This is a genomic window from Burkholderia stagnalis, assembly GCF_902830275.1.
Taxonomy (GTDB): Bacteria; Pseudomonadota; Gammaproteobacteria; order Burkholderiales; family Burkholderiaceae; genus Burkholderia; species Burkholderia stagnalis.
This window is the reverse complement of the sequence record NZ_CADESW010000087.1, coordinates 1-540: the sequence shown is the minus strand read 5'-3', so window position 1 is coordinate 540 and position 540 is coordinate 1. Positions and strand designations below refer to the sequence as shown.

The window sequence follows — 540 nt, the reverse complement described above, 5'->3', positions numbered from 1 at the left end:
CGACACCGATTTTCGACAGGCCCGGGATGCCGAGCAGCGTCCGCGTTCTCGTCTCGCGAAACGTGATGAACGGCATGTCCGGAATCCTCGCCGCCTCCGGGTCGAGGAATTCGCGAATGCCGGCAGCCTTGCCCGGCGCCCAGTACTGCACCGACGGCAGCACATAATCGGTCGTGTCGCGGTCGGCGCAGGCCAGCAGTTTCCGCAGGTCGACCGTCACGACACGATGTCGCGAATCGTCGGAGGCGAATACCCGCTTCAGATGCGTATAGGTATAGGCGGCGTGTCCGGGAAGCTGGATGATCCAGACCTCCACGCCGTCTTGTTGTGCCCGAGCGAGTGTCATTATTTTCTCTGATGGCGCGTGCGATTTTTTGTGGGGGAGTGTAGTAGCGCGATCACGGCTACGGCCACGGCCGCGTAGCCGGCGGATACCCGGAATACGAACGGCGAAATCATGTATGACCGAACGGCGCAAGCAACCGTTCTCGAAGCCGTTGCTGGAGCGATCCGGTCGTGCGTATTCAGTCGACATCTTGC

The 540-nt window shown here is 61.3% G+C and carries 1 protein-coding gene; it reads right to left on the bottom strand.

The annotated features are described in order from the left end of the window. Positions 1–346, bottom strand: a 346-nt coding sequence (locus tag HWY45_RS36335; protein WP_425129153.1) for a plasmid fertility inhibition factor family protein, incomplete at its 3' end; no start/stop codon positions are given. Positions 347–540: the final 194 nt, after the last annotated feature.